The organism is Collinsella sp. UBA1693 (assembly GCF_002320115.1).
GTDB classification, from domain to species: domain Bacteria; phylum Actinomycetota; class Coriobacteriia; order Coriobacteriales; family Coriobacteriaceae; genus Collinsella; species Collinsella tanakaei.
Window position 1 is genome coordinate 58,789 of sequence record NZ_DCJT01000007.1, and the last position, 15,740, is coordinate 74,528.

The 15,740-nt window shown below is 59.6% G+C and carries 13 protein-coding genes; 11 read left to right on the forward strand and 2 right to left on the reverse strand.

The features are described from left to right. Nucleotides 1-9: 9 nt before the first annotated feature. From ffh to B3H65_RS03845, 7 genes are all read left to right on the forward strand, one after another. Entirely contained in the window at nt 10-1,494 is a 1,485-nt protein-coding gene (gene ffh, locus B3H65_RS03815) for a signal recognition particle protein (RefSeq protein WP_117679357.1), read from the forward strand. A gap of 198 nt (nt 1,495-1,692) precedes the next feature. Next, on the forward strand, nt 1,693-2,541 hold the full coding sequence (gene thyA, locus B3H65_RS03820; protein WP_117679358.1) for a thymidylate synthase: 849 nt from the start codon (nt 1,693-1,695) through the stop codon (nt 2,539-2,541). 13 nt (nt 2,542-2,554) lie between these two features. Continuing rightward, on the forward strand, nt 2,555-3,076 hold the full coding sequence (locus tag B3H65_RS03825) for a dihydrofolate reductase (RefSeq protein ID WP_286684190.1): 522 nt from the start codon (nt 2,555-2,557) through the stop codon (nt 3,074-3,076). A gap of 86 nt (nt 3,077-3,162) precedes the next feature. Next, nucleotides 3,163-3,822, forward strand: coding sequence for a hypothetical protein (locus B3H65_RS03830; RefSeq protein ID WP_286684191.1), 660 nt, complete (start codon nt 3,163-3,165; stop codon nt 3,820-3,822). Next, nucleotides 3,822-4,718, forward strand: a complete 897-nt coding sequence (locus B3H65_RS03835; RefSeq protein ID WP_286684192.1) for a TrmH family RNA methyltransferase — start codon at nt 3,822-3,824, stop codon at nt 4,716-4,718. The genes B3H65_RS03830 and B3H65_RS03835 overlap by 1 nt, the downstream gene beginning before the upstream one ends. Before the next feature lie 80 nt (nt 4,719-4,798). Further along, on the forward strand, nt 4,799-5,173 hold the full coding sequence (locus B3H65_RS03840) for a VOC family protein (protein WP_286684193.1): 375 nt from the start codon (nt 4,799-4,801) through the stop codon (nt 5,171-5,173). Between the two features lie 168 nt (nt 5,174-5,341). Beyond that, nucleotides 5,342-6,724 (forward strand): MATE family efflux transporter, encoded by a 1,383-nt coding sequence (locus B3H65_RS03845; protein WP_278562068.1) that lies wholly within the window; start codon nt 5,342-5,344, stop codon nt 6,722-6,724. 7 nt (nt 6,725-6,731) lie between these two features. Here B3H65_RS03845 and B3H65_RS03850 read toward each other — a convergent pair whose 3' ends face one another. Next, on the reverse strand, nt 6,732-7,277 hold the full coding sequence (locus B3H65_RS03850) for a cob(I)yrinic acid a,c-diamide adenosyltransferase (protein ID WP_286684194.1): 546 nt from the start codon (nt 7,275-7,277) through the stop codon (nt 6,732-6,734). Nucleotides 7,278-7,369: 92 nt separating this feature from the next. Here B3H65_RS03850 and ftsH point away from each other — a divergent pair, with 92 nt between their 5' ends. Both ftsH and B3H65_RS03860 read left to right on the forward strand, forming a co-directional pair. After that, nucleotides 7,370-9,265: an ATP-dependent zinc metalloprotease FtsH gene (gene ftsH / locus B3H65_RS03855; protein ID WP_286684195.1), complete on the forward strand. Its 1,896-nt coding sequence runs from the start codon at nt 7,370-7,372 to the stop codon at nt 9,263-9,265. A 202-nt stretch (nt 9,266-9,467) separates the two neighbouring features. Next, the gene (locus B3H65_RS03860) at nt 9,468-10,535 is read left to right on the forward strand and encodes an NYN domain-containing protein (RefSeq protein WP_286684196.1); all 1,068 of its coding nucleotides are present in this window, start codon (nt 9,468-9,470) and stop codon (nt 10,533-10,535) included. 156 nt (nt 10,536-10,691) lie between these two features. Here B3H65_RS03860 and B3H65_RS03865 read toward each other — a convergent pair whose 3' ends face one another. Further along, nucleotides 10,692-11,780 (reverse strand): iron-containing alcohol dehydrogenase family protein, encoded by a 1,089-nt coding sequence (locus B3H65_RS03865; RefSeq protein WP_286684197.1) that lies wholly within the window; start codon nt 11,778-11,780, stop codon nt 10,692-10,694. 210 nt (nt 11,781-11,990) lie between these two features. Between B3H65_RS03865 and B3H65_RS03870 the strand changes: the two genes are divergently transcribed. Both B3H65_RS03870 and ileS read left to right on the forward strand, forming a co-directional pair. Further along, nucleotides 11,991-12,431: a DUF523 domain-containing protein gene (locus B3H65_RS03870; RefSeq protein ID WP_278562057.1), complete on the forward strand. Its 441-nt coding sequence runs from the start codon at nt 11,991-11,993 to the stop codon at nt 12,429-12,431. A gap of 446 nt (nt 12,432-12,877) precedes the next feature. Next, nucleotides 12,878-15,682 carry an isoleucine--tRNA ligase gene (gene ileS / locus B3H65_RS03875; protein WP_286684198.1) on the forward strand — a complete coding sequence of 935 codons (2,805 nt, stop codon included), beginning with the start codon at nt 12,878-12,880 and terminating at the stop codon, nt 15,680-15,682. The last annotated feature ends 58 nt before the right edge of the window (nt 15,683-15,740 follow it).

Genomic DNA, 15,740 nt, shown 5'->3' on the forward strand with positions numbered 1-15,740 from the left:
GGAGGACCCATGTTCAATAGCCTGTCCGATCGCCTGACAGATACCTTTGACCGCTTGCGCGGCAAGGGTAAGCTCACCGAGGCGGATATCACCAGCGCGATGCGCGACATCCGCATGGCGCTTCTGGAGGCGGACGTCAACTTCAAGGTGGTCAAGGACTTTGTTGCCCGCACCAAGGAGCGCTGCATGACCGCCGAGGTCATGGAGTCCCTCTCGCCCGCGCAAAACGTGGTCAAGATCGTTTTGGACGAGCTCATCGAGCTTTTGGGCTCGACGGAGAGCAAGCTCGTCCTCTCCAACCGCATCCCCAATGTCATCATGCTGGTGGGCCTGCAGGGCTCCGGTAAGACCACCGCTGCGGTGAAGCTCGCCTACTTGCTCAAGAAGCAGGGTAAAAGCCCGCTTCTGGCCGCCTGCGACGTCTACCGTCCCGCGGCTGCGGACCAGTTGGCCACGCTCGGTGGGGAGATCGGCGTGCCGGTCTTCCGCGGCGACGGCCAAAACCCCGTCGAGATCGCTCGCGCCTCCATCCGCGAGGCCGTCGACCACATGCGCGACGTGGTCATCGTCGACACCGCCGGCCGCCTTCAGATCGACGAGCAGATGATGCAGGAGGCCGTCGACATCAAGAAGGCCGTCAAGCCCGACCAGGTCCTCATGGTGGTCGACGCCATGACCGGCCAGGATATCGTCAACGTGGTCTCCACCTTCGCCGAGCGCACCGACTTCGACGGCGTCATCATCTCCAAGCTCGACGGCGACGCACGCGGCGGCGGCGCGCTTTCCGTCCGCGAGGTCACCGGCAAGCCCATCAAGTTCGTTTCCATGGGCGAGAAGCCCGACTCGCTCGAGGTCTTCAACCCCGAGCGCATGGCCAAACGCATCTTGGGGATGGGCGACGTCATCGGCATCATCGAGAAGGCCCAGGAGATGGCCGATGTCGAGCAGCTCGAGGCTGCGGAGCGGATGCTTCGCGAGGGCTTTACCATGAACGACATGCTCGACCAGATGCGCGCCGTCAAGAAGATGGGCGGCATGAAGGGCATTCTGGGCATGCTCCCCGGTGGACAAAAGGCCTTGAACCAGATGGGCGGCAACCTGGACGAGAGCATCTTCGAGCGCAACGAGGCCATGATCATGTCCATGACCAAGGAGGAGCGCGAGAAGCCCAGCATCATCAACGGCCAGCGCCGTGCGCGCATCGCCCGCGGCTCCGGCACCACGCCGGCAGACGTCAACAACCTCATGAAGCAGTGGGGCGAGATGAACAAGATGATGGGCAAGATGCGCTCCATGACGCAGCAGGCTCAGGCCGGTTCTGGCAAAAAGGGCAAGAAGGGTAAGAAGGGCAAGAAGATGCGCATGCCCGGTATTCCTGGCATGAGCGGCATGCCCGGCATGGGCGGCGGCAACCCGTTTGGCGCCATGGGTCGCGGTGGCAGCGATATGGATATGCTGCGCGCCATGGAGCAGCAGATGCGCAACAAGCGCTAGCGATAGCTGCAAGGTGCATTTTCGCGGGCGGTTCGCGGCCTCGGCCGTTGACCGCCCGTTTTGTTTAGAATGTGCGTGCGGCGCCTCTTTGCGCCGATTGAGGTTCCCCCTACGGGGGTAAAGCCATACACGTCGGTTAACGCCTTGACCATCCCTATTTGACATAATGCGTCCCGACGATCAGGAAAGGAGTCTCCCATGAGCAAGGCTGATCAGCTCTTTGTCTCTATGTGCAAGGATATTCTGGATCATGGCACCACCACGGAGGGCGAAAAGGTTCGACCCCGCTGGGAGGACGGGTCCCCGGCCTACACCATCAAGAACTTCGGCGTCACCAACCGCTATGACCTGCGTGAGGAATTTCCCGCGTTGACGCTTCGTCGCACCGCTCTCAAGAGCGCTATGGACGAGATCTTGTGGATCTACCAAAAGAAGTCCAACAACATCAACGATCTCAACAGCCATATCTGGGACCAGTGGGCCGATGAGTCGGGCTCAATTGGCAAGGCCTACGGCTACCAGATCGCCCAGAAGTCGAGCTATCGCGAGGGCGAGTTCGATCAGATGGACCGCGTCCTGTACGACCTCGAGCACACGCCGTTCTCCCGTCGCATCATGACCAATATGTACACGTTTGCGGACCTGCATGAGATGAACCTGTATCCGTGCGCCTATAGCGTTACCTACAACGTCACGCAGGGCGAAGGGGATGAGAAGCCCGTTCTCAACATGGTTCTCATGCAGCGCAGCCAGGATATTCTCGCGGCTAATAACTGGAACGTGTGCCAGTACGCCATCTTGCTCATGATGGTCGCCCGCCATGTCGATATGGTTGCCGGCGAGCTGCTCCACGTTATCGTCGATGCTCATATCTACGATCGCCATGTCGATATCGTCCGCGAGCTTATCGAGCGGCCGCAGTATCCGGCTCCTCGCGTGTCGCTCAATCCCAACGTCCAGAACTTCTACGATTTCACCACCGATGACCTGATCGTCGAGGATTACAACCACGGCCCCCAGGTCAAGAACATCCCCATCGCCGTTTAGGGAGGATTTCGCTTTGAGTTGCAAACTTTCAGCAATCGTCGCCGTCTGCGATGATTGGGGCATCGGCCGCGATGGCGGCATGGTAGTCGCGAACAAGCAGGATATGCGCCATTTTGTGAGCACAACAACGGGACACCCCGTCATCATGGGCCGCAAGACGCTTGAGAGCTTTCCCGGGGGACGTCCCTTAAAGAACCGCCTAAACATCGTCCTCACGCACGACCCCTTTTTTCATAGAGAGGGAGTCGAGGTGGTGCATAGCGTCGATGCGGCGCTCGACCTCGTATGCGACCAGGACGAGGCGTGGGTTATCGGCGGCGGCCAGGTCTATCGACAGCTCCTGCCGTATTGCGAGCGCGCGGTGGTCACCAAAAACCATTGCCTACGCGCGGCTGACGCTTATTTTCCCAATCTTGACCAAGATGAGGCCTGGGAGCTTGTAGATGAGACCGAACCCATTATCTTGGGTCGCGGCGAAGGCGATGAGGGCGTGAGCTTCTCTTTTGCCACCTATCAGCGCCGCCAGCAGGGGTAAATCTTCGCCCGCTGGGGTATCATACAATCTATACGTCGCATTGTGTCCGGGCCCGAGCGGCCCGGCTTCGTTGAAGGGCCCGCTCCATGAAGACCGTCATCCTATACCGTTCCAAGCACCATGGCAACACCAAGAAACTTGTCGATGCCGTTGTGGCAAACTTCGACAACGTCGACGCCATCGATGTCGCCGCGCTGGGCAAGAACGAGTATCCGGACTTGGACGAGTGCCCACTGGTGGGCATAGCCACGGGCATCTACTACGGCAAGATCGACGATGACCTGGCGCGCGTCATGGAGCACACCATCAACGAGGGGCAGAAGATCTTCGGCCTCATCACCTACGGCGGTTCCAGCAAGTGGTACGGCAAGGATATCGATGGCATCTGCCGCATGAAGCGCGCCGTCTTCCTGGCCTGCTGGGGTTGCGCCGGCTTCGATACGTGGGGACCGTACAAGTTTATGGGCGGCATGAATAAGGGCCGCCCCAACCAGGACGATATCCAGGCGTGCCTAGAGTTCTACAAGAAGCTTCTCGATGACTACGGCGATATTTTGGACGAGCAATACGAGCAGTACAAGAAGCGCCGCGCTTATCAGGAGGCGCACCCGGCAGGCGGCCTTATGTCCAATATCAAGCGCTCTGCCAAAAAGATCACCGGTAAGTCTAAAAAGCCCGCTGCGCAGGCATCTCGCCGGGAATCCTCGTCCGTGGACGACGCCGACTCCAAGGCGGATTCTGAGTAATGGCTCCCGAGATCATCCATATCGATTCCCTGGACGATAGCAGGCTCGATGCCTACACGCGTCTGACCGAACGCGAGCTCCGTAGCGTGCTGGAACCCCAAAAGGGCATCTTCATCGCAGAGAGCGCCAAGGTTATCGAGCGAGCGCTCGCTGGCGGCATGGAACCCATCAGCTTCTTGATGGGGGAGCGCTGGCTGGACTTCTTGCTTCCGCTGCTTGAGACGCTCGATACAAAAGAGAGCGTTCCCGTGTTTGTGGCTCCCATGGAGCTGATGGAGCGGCTCACCGGCTTCACGGTCACTCGGGGCGCCCTTGCCGCTATGCGTCGACCCCGCTTGGAGCCTGCCGACGCGTTTTTACGCGGCATCTGCGAGCACGCGGGCGAGCGGCCCGTGCGCGTGTGCGTGCTAGAGGGCATTGTGGACCACACTAACGTGGGTGCCATCTTCCGCAGCGCCGCCGCCCTCAACGTCGACGGCATCCTGGTGAGCCCCACCTGCTGCGATCCGCTGTACCGCCGAGCGGTGCGCGTGAGCATGGGCACGGTCTTTCAGGTTCCCTGGACCAGGATCGGTTCAGAGGCGCGCGCGTGGCCCCATGATGGATTGGATGCCTTGCATGGCGCCGGTTTCTCTTGCGCTGCCATGGCGTTGACGGACGATTCCGTTTCGCTTGACGACCCCGTGCTGCAGCACGAGCCCCGCCTTGCAATCTTTATGGGGACCGAGGGACAGGGTCTGGGAGCCAAGACCATCGCTGGCTGCGACCGCGCGGTCCGTATTCCCATGGCGCACGGCGTGGACTCGCTCAACGTGGCGGCTGCCTCCGCCGTGGCGTTTTGGCAGCTGTGTCCCCATGTTGATAACGCATATCACTACCAACCCGGTCGCTACTAGCTTGTGCCTTATAATCTTATAGCCTACTTGAGCGCTCGCTTTTGTCGAGCGCTTTTCCGTTGAGTTAGAAAGGTGTTGCCATGAATTTCAAGATGGTCCACACGGAAGTGCACGTTCTTGACCTCGATGCCTCGCTGGCGTTCTACAAGGAGGCCCTGGGTTTGGAGCCCGTCCGCGAGAAGGGTCCGGAGGACGGCTCTTGGAAGATCGTCTTCCTAAAAAACGACCAGACCGACTACCAGCTGGAGCTCACCTGGAACCTCGGCCGCACCGAGCCCTATGATAACGGCGGCGGAGACATTCACCTCGCGTTTATCGTGGACGATTACGACGCGGCGCTTGCGCACCACACCCAGATGGGCTGCGTGGTGAAGGTCAACGAGCGCATGGGCATCTACTTTATCGAGGATCCGGATGGATTCTGGATCGAGATCATCCCCGCCAAGCGATCCTAAGATTGCCCGCATGCCGCTTGTCGACATCTGCGACCGTTTTATAGACCTCTGCCTACTGCATCTAGATTGCGCCCTTGTGCCGTGAAGCATGGGGGCGTACTCTCTTTTTGGTATATTGGAGCATATGCGTCGGGGGATGGGCGCACATCGTGTGTTCGGGGGAGAAGCATGGGTAAGCGCGGGACAAGTGGTTCGATCGACGTCACGCAGGGCGTTATCTGGAAGCAGATCATAGCGCTTTGCGTTCCCATCTTCTTCGCATCGTTCTTTCAGCAATCGTACGCCCTTATCAATACGTTTATCGTGGGCCAGTTTGGCGGCAAGCTCGCGCTGGGCGGCATCCAGGCGACCATGAGCCTGACTGAGCTCGCGGTCGGGTTCTCCGTCGGCCTTGGAGCTGGCTGCGCGGTCATTACGGGGCAGTTCTTTGGCTCGCACGATGACGAGCGCCTTTCGCGTTCCGTCCACACCGCTATGACCATCGCCCTGGTCCTGGGCCTTATCGTGTCGGTCGCCGGTGTGATCTTCATCCCCCAGATTCTTCAGTTTATGGAAACGCCCCAAGAGCTCATGTGGGAGTCGGTATCCTATTCTCGCTGCTATTTTGGCGCAATGGTGTTCGCGCTCTTGCTTAATATGGGGACCGCCCTGCTTCGCGCTGTGGGCGATACCCGCGCTCCCGCCCTCATCATCGCCAGCGGCTGCGTCATCAACGTGATTCTCGACCTCATCCTTGTGGCATGGCTGGGTCTGGAGGCGCTGGGCTGCGGCATAGCCACAGCTACCACTATCTTCATCAACTGCTGCTGCGTGCTTTATCGCCTCATGCGCGCCAAGGGCGCCTGGCGTCTCGATATACGCAAGCTTGGCGTCGATGGACGAATCTGTCGCTCCATGCTCTCCTGCGGCATGCCGCTTGCGATTCAGTCCAGCGTCTACTCGGTCTCAAACATCATCATGCAGTCCACCGTCAACACGTTTGGCGTCGACGCCGTCACCGGCTGGGGCCTCTCGGGCAGGCTCGACGCGATCGTATGGATGGTAACGGAGGCGCTGGGCGTCGCCATCACCACGTTCGCAGCTCAGAACTTTGGCGCGCGCAACTACAAGCGCATGCGCCAGGGTTACCACACCTCGCTTGTCATTACCGTGTTCTTGGTGGGCTCGCTGTCACTGTTCTTGGTTGTTTTCGTCGAACCCTTGGCGCGTATCTTTATCGATGACCCCGCGGTCACGGGTTACACGGCAAAGATGGTTCATTTCATCGCGCCGTTCTACCTGTTCTACTCAGTCGTCGACAACACGTCTGGCGCCATTCGCGGTTCCGGCGAGAGTTTCCGCCCCATGCTGCTCACCATCCTGGGCACCTGCGTGTTTCGCGTGGTGTGGCTGCTGGTCGTGGTGCCCATGCACCATACGGTCGAGACCATGCTGCTGGTCTACCCCGTGACATGGATCCTCACGGCGGCCCTCTTTGTCGCCTACCATCACTTTGGCCACTGGCTAACCCATGCAGAGGAGAAGGCCGCCCGTCTGGAGGTTCAGCTGTAGGGGCCGCCTAATACTCGATTCCCCTGCGGGCGAGAAGCCCTTCATCAAAGTAGTGCTTTACGGGACGCATTTCCGTCACCAGGTCGGCAAGGTCCGCCAGCGGCGTCAGGCCGCGGCCCGTAAGAACCAGCTCCGTGGTCTGCGGCTTCAAGGAAATCAGACGCTCGATGTCCTCACGGGTGACAAAGCCCCTGCGCATCGCCTCTCCCGCTTCGTCCAAAATCAACACGTCAACCGGGGTGGGGCAGGGTAGCGTGCAATCAGGGGAGGCCTGCTCGTCTTCGGCGCTGCCGTCATCTGAGAGAGCTATTCGCGCCATCTCCATAATTTGCTGGGCGCATTCTGCGGGCGTGGCGCGCGTTGCCTGGATGATGGGTAGGCCAAAGCGGGCGGCTGCATCGTGCTCCGAGCAGTGTAGCTTCTTTACAAATTGCAGCATCAAAACGTTGAGGCCGTAGCCGGTCGCCCTAAACGCCAGACCCATGGCCGCGGTGGTTTTACCTTTTCCATCGCCCGTGTAGATCTGGACCTTGCCAGTGTCGAGATGCGTCATCTTAGGTGCTCCTTAAGGAAGTATCAGACTATCGTTTTGCTCTGTGGGTACCATTAAACCATTGCAAACCCTTTGGGATGGAGAAACAACGTATGGAGATGGATGATCATAAACGTAGAAGGAATATGGTCCTTTACGTTCTCATCGCCTTTGTTGTCTACCTTGTTATGAGCCAGGTGCTGTTCCCTAGCATGAAAACTGGCGTCAAGGTGGAGGACGTGAGCTACTCAACTTTTGTTGAGAAGCTTGAGGCAAAAGAGGTAAGCAACCTGGAGTATACGCAGGATGCCTCATCTGTTGCCCTGTATCAGCTTGAGGGCGAGAAGGATATCGCGTATCGCACCACGGTGCCTGCGGGTGATAGCGGCATCTGGACCCTCATCCGCGAATCCGGGGCGGACACCACGGTCGATATTCCGGACCAAAACTCCGGCTATATGACCTATATCCTGCTTACGGTGGTGTTGCCCATCGCTATCTTCTTCCTTGCAGGCTGGTGGCTCAACCGCCGTATGAAGAAGGCTATGGGCGATGACAACCCTTCGATGAACTTTGGTAGCGGCGGCTTTGGCGGCATGGGCGGAGGCCTGGGCAAGTCCGGCGCGCGCATCGTCGCGTCCAAAGATGTCGGCGTCACCTTCAAGGACGTCGCCGGCCAGGAAGAGGCCAAAGAGTCCTTGAAGGAGGTTGTCGACTTTCTCGAGAACCCCAAGCGCTATGAGGAGATTGGCGCCAAGCTTCCCCGCGGTGCCCTGCTTGTAGGCCCTCCGGGCACCGGTAAGACGCTGCTTGCCAAGGCAGTCGCCGGCGAGGCGGGCGTTCCGTTCTTCAGCATCTCCGGTTCGGAGTTTGTCGAGATGTTCGTCGGTCGCGGCGCCGCCAAGGTTCGCGACCTGTTCAAGCAAGCCAAGGAGAAGGCGCCCTGCATCGTCTTCATCGACGAGATCGACACCATTGGCAAGAAGCGCGATGGCGGCGGGTTCTCCGGCAACGACGAGCGCGAGCAGACGCTCAACCAGCTGCTGACCGAGATGGACGGCTTCGATAACCAGAAGGGCATCGTTGTTCTCGCTGCGACCAACCGCCCCGACAGCCTTGACCCCGCTCTGCTTCGACCCGGCCGCTTTGACCGCCGCGTCCCCGTCGAGCTGCCCGACCTTACCGGCCGCAAGGCCATTTTGGAGCTGCATTCCAAGGACGTTAAGACCGAGCCGCCTATCGACCTTTCCGCTATCGCCCGCGCTACGCCCGGCGCTTCCGGTGCCGACCTCGCGAACATCATCAACGAGGGCGCGCTTCGCGCCGTGCGCATGGGTCGCAAACGTGCCACGCAGGAGGACTTCGAGGAGTCGGTGGAGGTGGTTATCGCCGGCCAGCAGCGTAAGTCCACGGTGCTGTCCGATCACGAGAAGCAGGTTGTTTCCTATCACGAGATCGGTCACGCTATCGTCGCCGCAAGCCAGATGGACTCCGCTCCCGTTACCAAGATCACTATCGTTCCGCGTACCTCCGGCGCGCTGGGCTACACCATGCAGGTTGAGGCGGACGAGAAGTTCTTGACCACCAAGCAGGAGGTCCTCGACAAGCTGGCAGTCTACTGCGGTGGTCGTGCGGCTGAGGAGCTTATCTTTGGCGAGATGACCACGGGTGCCGCCAACGATATCGAGCAGGCCACCAAGCTGGCGCGCAACATGATCACGCGCTTTGGCATGTCCGACGAGTTTGGCATGATGGCGCTGGGTACCGTCCAGAACGCCTACCTCAACCAGGATACCTCGCTTACCTGCGCTCCCGGCACCGCCGAGCGCGTTGACGAGGCTGTTTTGAAGCTGATCACCGAGGCTCATGAGCGCGCTATGCAGATTTTGAAGGAGAACAAGTTCAAGCTACATGAGCTCGCCCACTACCTCTATAAGAAGGAAACCATCACTGGCGACGAGTTCATGAACCTTCTTACCCGCGAGAACCCGCTGATGCCTAAGCAGTAATCGCGTTTTCTAAAACCGTTGACGGGTCCCTCCTGTATCTCCATGCTTGCTTTGCGCAGCGCGTGGAATATGGGAGGGTTCCTTTTGTTATAGACGCGCGCGTACCGTGGGTATAATGGGCGCGGAATTATTTTCGGTGGCGGCTGCATCCGCGGCGTGCCACCGTACCCATATATTGCACCCATTTAGAAAGGGGGCTCTCTTGAATAGGGAACCCGATCTTCGCTTCGCTATCCTTATCGATGCAGATAACGTAAGCGAGAAATATGTTCAGATTGTTTTGGACGAGGTCGCTAACGCCGGCGTCGCAACCTATAAGCGCATCTACGGCGATTGGACCAGCCCCAGGCTTTCCAGTTGGAAGAAGTGCCTTCTGGATAACTCCATCATCCCCATGCAGCAGTACAGCTACACCTTTGGTAAGAACGCAACGGACTCCGCGATGATCATCGATGCGATGGACATCCTGTATTCGGGTACGGTCGACGGATTCGCGATCGTGAGCTCGGACTCCGATTTCACGCGCTTGGTCGCCCGCCTGCGCGAAAGCGGCATGTACGTCATAGGCATGGGCGAGCAAAAGACGCCTCGCCCCTTTATCTCCGCATGCAACCAGTTCAAATACCTCGACCTGCTTTTGGCTGCTCGCGCCAGCGAAGAAGAAGCTGATGAGGACGAGGAACTGGAAGTGCCGGTAAAGAAGCGCCGCGCGCGCTCGCGCGGTCGCAAGCAATCTCGTGCTGCCGAGCGTTCTCAAGACGCCGATGCCGAGCTCGCAATCGATAGGAATGAGGGCGACGCCCTGATCGAGGTTGCAGCCGATATCGAAGATGCTGCGGACGCGGGTGCCGCCCAGCGCCGGGCTCGCCGCCGTCCCGGCGACAGGGGAGTGTTCGCAGTGCCGGCAGGAGATATGCCCGGGGATGCCGACGCGCTTGCCGAGGTGTCCGCAGAGTTCCCCGGTGAGGCGGAGGCGGATGCCGTCGAGGTAGAGTTTGGCCAGATGAGCAAGGCGGACCGCCGTCGTCACATGCGCATGATCCGCGAGTCCATCAACGCCATCATCGACAAGTTCTCAGATGATGACGGCTGGGTGAGCCTTGGCCAGTTGGGAGACCAGCTCGCTCGTCGTCTTCCAGATTTTGACGTGCGCAATTACGGCTTTAAGAAGCTTCGTCCGTTTTTGAAATCGCTGGGCGTCTACGAGTTCGACGAGCCTTCAGATGACTCCGGGCATCGCCAGATCTATCTGCGCGTCAAGGCTGAGTAGGACCCTGTATTTCCACGATGTGCTTGCCGTGTTATCAAGTTTGCAACATCGCTCAAGATCGATCGATTCCGATATGAATGGAAAACCCGCTGTCATCTGTATCCTGGATGGCGGCGGGTTTATTTGAAACTAGGGTGCGGGCGGATTGATCGCGAGCTATGCGAGGGCGCGTCCATATGCGTCGGCGGCCTTGATGGCCTCTACAAACTTCTCGTCCTCAAAGGGCTGCGGGTTGCCTTGTTTCCACTCATTGGTGTTGTGGGCGAGCTCGACAATGCGGGGCAGGTGCTCCTCGGTAAGGTCGAGTTCCGCCAAGGTGGTGGGCAGGCCGAGCTTCTTGTTCAGCGCGGCGTAGCGGGCCAATCCCTCCTGGTCGCCAATGTATGAGAGCAGCACTAAGACGCCAAAGCTCACGACCTCTCCGTGAAGATGTGTCTTGCCGCCGCGCGGCACGCCGGTGGTCGCGTTGTAGAACGCGTGGGCCAGCGAGGAGTTGTAGTAGAAATCCGGTTGGTTGGTAAGGTTGGAAACGTAGCCGGTGTTGACTACGATATCGAGTGCAATCTGCTTGACGGCTTCGCTGGCGGTGTTGTTTCGAACGTCTGCGAGACCCTGCTCGCCGTAGGTGAACAACGGCGCCGAGCAGGTGTGTGCGAGGGCTAGGCCTAGCGCGCCGGTGTGGGTAAGGTTGCCTGCACCGGTTGCGTATTCTACCTCTGGCTGCTTGGAGAGCGCGTCTCCAATGCCCGCCCAGAAATACTCCTGGGGAGCGTTTGCGATGATGGCGGGATTTATGAAGATGTGCGCCGGTGCGTCCGGGTAGGAGTAGCACTTCAGCGAGTGATCATCGTGGTAGACAACGGCGATGGCCGTGGCGCTCGAGCAGTTTGAGCAGATGGTGGGTACGGAGAAAACCGTCTTCTTGGTGGCGATCGCCGCGGTCTTCACGGTGTCGATGGCTTTGCCGCCGCCGATGGCGAAGGCGACGTCCGCCTGCTGGAAAGAGGGGTTGGCCTCAAGCGTCGCGATGGTGCTTTCGGTTGAATCGGTGCCGTAGACAATGGTATCCAGAACCTCGATATCGGTGCCTTCCAGGACCTTCAAGATCATGGGTGCCGCTGCCGACAGGGCACGCTTGCCGCCCACCAGGACTACCGACTTGGCGCGATAGCTCGCAAGGGCGGCTGGGACCGCGCCAAAGCAATCTTCTCCCACCGTGTAATCACTCATCTGGATATTTCTCATGGCACTCCAATCCGCGCACGTATACTGTGGGCTATGGTAGTTATTGCGATTGATTTTCATTGCGAAACGCATTTTGATTTCTGTACTGTAAATTGTGTTCTATGCGTTCTCAGTTAATTGGTGCGCGCGTCACATGATGTGGCTGCAGAAATAAAGGCGCTCATTAGATATGTTTGAGGGTCGGCTCAAGTTGTTGGGTGTGATGGTGACATGAAGAAAGTTGTTGTAAGCGCTTGTCTGTTGGGCGAGTGCTGCAAGTACAGCGGGGGAAGCAACAAAAGTGAGAGGTTGCTAGAGCTGCTTGCCGCGCGCGATGACATCGAAGCGGTGGGCGTGTGCCCAGAGGTGGCGGGAGGGCTTCCAACGCCGCGCCCGCCCGCGGAGATTGTCAACGGCGAGGTGATCAACAAGGAGGGCGTAAGCGTGGATGCCGAGTACCGCGCGGGCGTCGCCACGGTTATGGATCGCTTGCGTCGATCTATCGAGGCCGGCGAGGTGGAGGCTGCCATCTTGCAGTCGCGCAGCCCTAGTTGCGGCGTGCATCAAGTCTACGACGGCACGTTTTCCGGCACGCTTGTCACAGGCAAGGGGCTGTTCGCCCGGGCGCTGGACGATGCGGGGGTTCGCCTTGTCGACGTGGCCGATTTATAGCGTCGCTCGTTTATCGTCCATCGATTTGCTATTGCCCGTGTTTCGCGTTTATGAAAATGGGGGAGAGTGCATGGTCGCCGTATACTTTCGCATGACGCGCGCCCGCTCCGTGCTATGATGTCGGACTACAGGCGTTGAAGGGGACGAGTACCTTGGACCACGCGTGCTACAGAGAGTTCGGCATGCTGAGAGCCGGACGCGCGCGCCCAGGAGAATATCACCCCGGAGCCGCGGCCCCAACGGAATGCTTTGCGCTTCTTAGTAGACGTCGCCGGGATGGCCGCCGTTATAGGCCAGCCGAGTATTGAGGGGAGCGCGAGAGCGTGACCTCTAAGCTGGGTGGTATAGCGAAACGCTACCGTTTTGTGCGGTTTTATGGAAGGCGCTTCGTCCCAGCTTGCAGGGACGGGCGCCTTTTTTGTGTCCGTGAGATGAAAGGGGTACTTGTGGCGAACGAGTACAAGAAGACCATGAACTTGCCCAAGACGGCGTTTCCCATGCGCGCCGGTCTGGCCAAGTCCGAGCCTGTCCGCCTGAAGGGTTGGCAGGACAACCATGTCTACGAGCAGCTCATGAAGAAAAACGAGGGGCATGACAAGTTTGTCCTGCATGACGGCCCTCCGTACGCGAACGGCCCCATCCACCTGGGCCACGCTATGAACAAGATCTCCAAGGACATCATCAACCGCTACCGCTCCATGCAGGGGTACCAGACCCCCTACGTGCCCGGTTGGGATTGCCATGGCCAGCCCATCGAGCACAAGGTCGAGGAGATGCTGGGAACCGAGAAGTTCAACCAGACCCCGGTCGATAAGATCCGCGAGCTTTGCAACAAGTTCGCCGTCGAGAACATCGACCTGCAGCGCGAGGGCTTCAAGCGCTTGGGCGTGCTGGGCGATTGGGATAACCCCTACCTCACCCTCTACCATCAGCACGACGCCGCGGACATCGAGGTCTTCAAGGAGATGTTCGATGCCGGTATGATCTATCGCGGCCACAAGCCCGTTCACTGGTGCAAGCACTGCCACACCGCATTGGCCGAAGCCGAGATCGAGTACGGCGATGAGACCAGCCCCTCCATCTACGTCCGCTTCGAGCTGACCTCCAAGCCCGCCGGCCTTGAGAACTTCGACGGCCCCGTGGACTTCGTCATCTGGACCACCACCCCGTGGACCATCCCGTCCGACCAGGCGGTCTCGCTCAAGCCCGAGGCCATCTACGTCGCCGTGGAGCACGAGGGACGCGCCGAGATCATGATGAAGTCCTTGGCCGAGCAGGTCTGCGAGATCGCCGGCTGGGAATACACCCCGGTCATGGTCGACGGCAAGCCTTATGAGGTTCCCGCCGAGACTTTCGATCACCTGCATTACAAGCAACCCGTCTTCGACGGCGTCGAAGGCGTCGCTCTTCTTGCTGACTACGTCGGCACCGAAGACGGTACCGGTATCGTCCACAACTCGCCCGGTCACGGCGTGGACGACTATTACGTTTGCCTCAAGGAGGGCATGGACATCTGCATGCCCGTCGACGACGACGGTCGCTTCTACGTGGGCGAGGACTTCGGTACCGGCGGCCCGTTCAGCGGCATGGACACCGACGAGGCCAACCCGCATATCATTGAGTTCTTGCGCGAGCGCGGTACCCTGGTGGCAGAAAAGAAGATCACCCACAGCTACCCGCATTGCTGGCGCTGCAAGAATCCCGTGCTTTTCCGCGCTACCGACCAGTGGTTCGTCTCCATGGACAAGACGGGCCTGCGCGAGACCGCTTTGGACCAGGTGAAGAACCACGTCGCTTGGTATCCCGAGCACGCTTCCAACCGCATCGGCGCCATGGTTGAGCAGCGTCCCGACTGGTGCATCTCTCGCCAGCGCAACTGGGGCGTCCCCATTCCCAGCTACACCTGTGCGGACTGCGGCGAGAAGATTATGAATGACGACACGCTCGACGCGGTCATCAGGCTCTTCCATGAGAAGGGTTCCGACGCCTGGTTCACGGATACGCCCGAAAGCTATCTTGGCGGCGCTTGCGTTTGCCCCAAGTGCGGCGGCCATCACCTCAAGGCCGATCGCGACATCTTGGACGTGTGGTGGGATTCCGGCGTCTCCTGGAAGGCCGTCTGCGAGTTCCGCCCCGAGCTCAAGTACCCGGCTGATGTCTACCTGGAGGGCTCCGACCAGCATCGCGGCTGGTTCCAGAGCTCGCTTCTGACTAGCGTGGGCGCAAACGGCGTCGCTCCGTACAAGGCTGTCATCTCCCAGGGCTTCACCCTGGACGGCCAGGGCCGCAAGATGTCCAAGTCTCTGGGTAACGTCATCGACCCCAACAAGATCTGCGACGAGATGGGCGCCGACATCGTGCGCCTGTGGGTCTCCAGCGTGGATACGTCCACGGACGTCGCCTGCGACCATGAGATTCTCGCCCGCACCTCCGACGCGTACCGTCGTTTCCGCAACACCCTGCGCTTCCTGCTCTCCGTTCTGGGGGACGATTTCGAGCCCGAGCGCGACGCGGTCGCCATCGCCGATCTTATGCCGCTCGACAAGCTCATGCTCGCCCGCTTGACCCAGGTGCAGGCAGAAGTCGATGCCGCTTACGAGCGCTATGAGTTCAACCGCGTCTACCGCGTGCTCTATGACTTTGTGGTGACCGAGCTCTCCAACGTCTACCTGGATGCTCTGAAGGATCGTCTGTATTGCGACGGCGTCGACTCCGTGTCCCGCCGCAGCGCTCAGACCGTTCTGGCAGAGCTCCTCTCCATGCTCATGCGCGACTTGCAGCCCATCTTGTCCTACACCGTGGACGAGGCCATGGCGTTCGCTCCCAAGAGTCTGGTGGACAATCAGACCTACGCCGCCATGCTCGACTGGTACCGCTCCCCGCTGTCCATGGACGAGGCTTCTGACCTGCTTCCCGTTCTCGAGGCGGCTATCGAGCTTCGCGGTGTGGTCACCAAGGCGCTTGAGGACGCTCGCGCCGACGGCTCGTTCACCAAGAGCCAGGAGGTTCGCGTGAAGGCTACCGTCCCTGCCGAGGCCTACGCGCTTCTCACCGGCGAGCATGCCTGCGATCTTGCGGAGTTCTACATTGTTTCCGAGGTCGATCTGGAGCAGGGCGAGGACTTCTCCGCCACCGTCGAGGCGGCACACGGTGAGAAGTGCGATCGCTGCTGGAACTTCCGCGAGTCCACCGGCGCCCACGGAGAGCATGAGCATATCTGCGATCGCTGCGCTGCGGCCCTGGGTTTGTAATCTCATAGTCGATGCGGCGAATCGTTAGGGCTATTCTCCAAGATTCGTACGTGTTTTG

What these genes read in the sequence shown, in the direction of transcription:
- ffh (WP_117679357.1), top strand. Translation starts at nt 10, where the DNA reads ATGTTCAATAGCCTGTCCGATCGCCTGACAGATACCTTTGACCGCTTG.
- thyA (WP_117679358.1), top strand. Translation starts at nt 1,693, where the DNA reads ATGAGCAAGGCTGATCAGCTCTTTGTCTCTATGTGCAAGGATATTCTG.
- B3H65_RS03830 (WP_286684191.1), top strand. Translation starts at nt 3,163, where the DNA reads ATGAAGACCGTCATCCTATACCGTTCCAAGCACCATGGCAACACCAAG.
- B3H65_RS03835 (WP_286684192.1), top strand. Translation starts at nt 3,822, where the DNA reads ATGGCTCCCGAGATCATCCATATCGATTCCCTGGACGATAGCAGGCTC.
- B3H65_RS03840 (WP_286684193.1), top strand. Translation starts at nt 4,799, where the DNA reads ATGAATTTCAAGATGGTCCACACGGAAGTGCACGTTCTTGACCTCGAT.
- B3H65_RS03845 (WP_278562068.1), top strand. Translation starts at nt 5,342, where the DNA reads ATGGGTAAGCGCGGGACAAGTGGTTCGATCGACGTCACGCAGGGCGTT.
- B3H65_RS03850 (WP_286684194.1), bottom strand. Translation starts at nt 7,277, where the DNA reads ATGACGCATCTCGACACTGGCAAGGTCCAGATCTACACGGGCGATGGA.
- ftsH (WP_286684195.1), top strand. Translation starts at nt 7,370, where the DNA reads ATGGAGATGGATGATCATAAACGTAGAAGGAATATGGTCCTTTACGTT.
- B3H65_RS03865 (WP_286684197.1), bottom strand. Translation starts at nt 11,780, where the DNA reads ATGAGAAATATCCAGATGAGTGATTACACGGTGGGAGAAGATTGCTTT.
- B3H65_RS03870 (WP_278562057.1), top strand. Translation starts at nt 11,991, where the DNA reads ATGAAGAAAGTTGTTGTAAGCGCTTGTCTGTTGGGCGAGTGCTGCAAG.